General features: G+C 55.1%; 2 protein-coding genes. Both read right to left on the bottom strand.

What is annotated here, in order from left to right; genetic code table 11:
- Positions 1 to 791: tRNA 2-selenouridine(34) synthase MnmH (mnmH, locus tag OB13_RS18760; RefSeq protein ID WP_461491716.1), on the bottom strand; the 791-nt coding region annotated here is incomplete at its 3' end.
- Between the two features lie 2 nt (positions 792 to 793).
- Entirely contained in the window at positions 794 to 1,507 is a 714-nt protein-coding gene (locus tag OB13_RS18755) for a pyridoxine 5'-phosphate synthase (RefSeq protein ID WP_461491715.1), read from the bottom strand.
- Positions 1,508 to 1,582: the final 75 nt, after the last annotated feature.

Genomic DNA, 1,582 nt, shown 5'->3' with positions numbered 1-1,582 from the left:
GTCTCCAGTAAAACTTTGTCAATGCGGCAGTATTCTTCGGCCAGCTTCTGAACTCGCAGTTGCTTGGGCACTTCCAATACAATCGTGGGAGCCTGCTGCATCCGGTTATACAGCGGCTTGGGCATCTGTACACGGCCTATGCTTATACTTTCGTCCTCCAGCCACAGCGGCTGGTGTTCATCCAGCTTCAGCAACTCCATGCCCAGCAGGTTCTCGAAGTATTCGGTACTGGGCTGCGGTGCCATTCCTATACTTCCAAAAGCGGAGCCTTTGTGGCTGGCTATACCTTCCAGGTCTATCGTCTGCTGGCCCAGCTGCTGCAGGTAGGGGAGCAGGTCTGTTTTGCCGGTACCTGTCAGTCCGCCGAGTATCAACAGGGGGCGTTCCAGCTCAAACTGCTCCTGCATGAGGCGGCGATAGGCTTTGTAGCCTCCCTGGAGCAAATGTACCTGGAAGCCCGCGAAGTCAAGGAGCCAGGCCATGGCACCACTTCGCATGCCGCCACGCCAGCAATGCACCAGGATTTCCTTTTGTGGTGCCAGCTTTTCGGCTTCCTGCACATAGCGCGACATCTTCGGGCCGAACAGGTCCAGCCCGATCAGTACGGCCGGGTCGTGGCCCTGCTGCTTGTAGGCTGTGCCTATCCGGGCGCGCTCGTCATCCGAAAAAATAGGAAAACTGAGTGCCTGCGGCATGTGGCCGGCCTCATACTCCTTGGGTGCCCGTGCATCGAGTACCGGCAGCTGTTTCGCCTTCTCCAGAAATTCCTGTATGGATATGCTGTTTATCACGGTTATTTAAGCTGACGCAGGTATAGCTGGACCGTGTTTTCCAGCCCAAAGTATAAGGCATCACAGATCAGGGCGTGCCCGATGCTTACCTCCAGCAGCCCGGGCAGCGTGTCCTTCAGGTATTTCAGATTGTCCAGGTCCAGGTCGTGGCCGGCGTTGAGGCCGATGCCAAACTCCTGCGCCCTTTTGGCTGCAGCCAGGTAGGGGGCGATGGCTGCCTCGCGGTTGGCGTGGTATTGCTGGGCGTAGGCCTCGGTGTAGAGTTCTACCCGGTCTGTCGCAACCTGGGCAGCGCCTTCGATCATTTTTTCAACCGGATCTACAAAGATAGAAGTGCGGATACCCAGTTCCTTCAGCTCCAGGATCACATCGGTCAGAAAATCCTTGTGCTTGAGCGTATCCCAGCCAGCATTGGAAGTGATGGCATCCGGCGCGTCGGGCACCAGGGTCGCCTGGGCAGGGCGGGTCTCTTTTACCAGTTTCAGAAAATCAGGCGTTGGATTTCCTTCGATATTAAATTCTGTTGTAACGACTTCTTTCAGATCGTATACATCGCGGTAGCGGATGTGGCGCTCGTCGGGGCGGGGATGCACGGTGATGCCTTCGGCTCCGAAGCGTTCGCAATCTCTGGCCGCCTGTACTACATTGGGTCTGTCGCCACCGCGTGCATTCCGCAGCGTAGCTATTTTGTTTATATTTACACTCAGTTTGGTCATGGGTATGAATGTTATTGCCAGCAGGGCTTTTCTATTTAATGTGTACGGAGATACTAAATTAGTTGATTTTTGCTT

It is taken from the genome of Pontibacter sp. HJ8 (genome assembly GCF_054824225.1).
The sequence above is the reverse complement of the archived record's forward strand: the minus strand, read 5'-3'. Positions and strand labels throughout refer to the sequence as shown.

Bases quoted from the DNA above. Each gene is read 5' to 3' on its own strand.
- OB13_RS18755 (WP_461491715.1), bottom strand. From the start codon at position 1,507: ATGACCAAACTGAGTGTAAATATAAACAAAATAGCTACGCTGCGGAAT.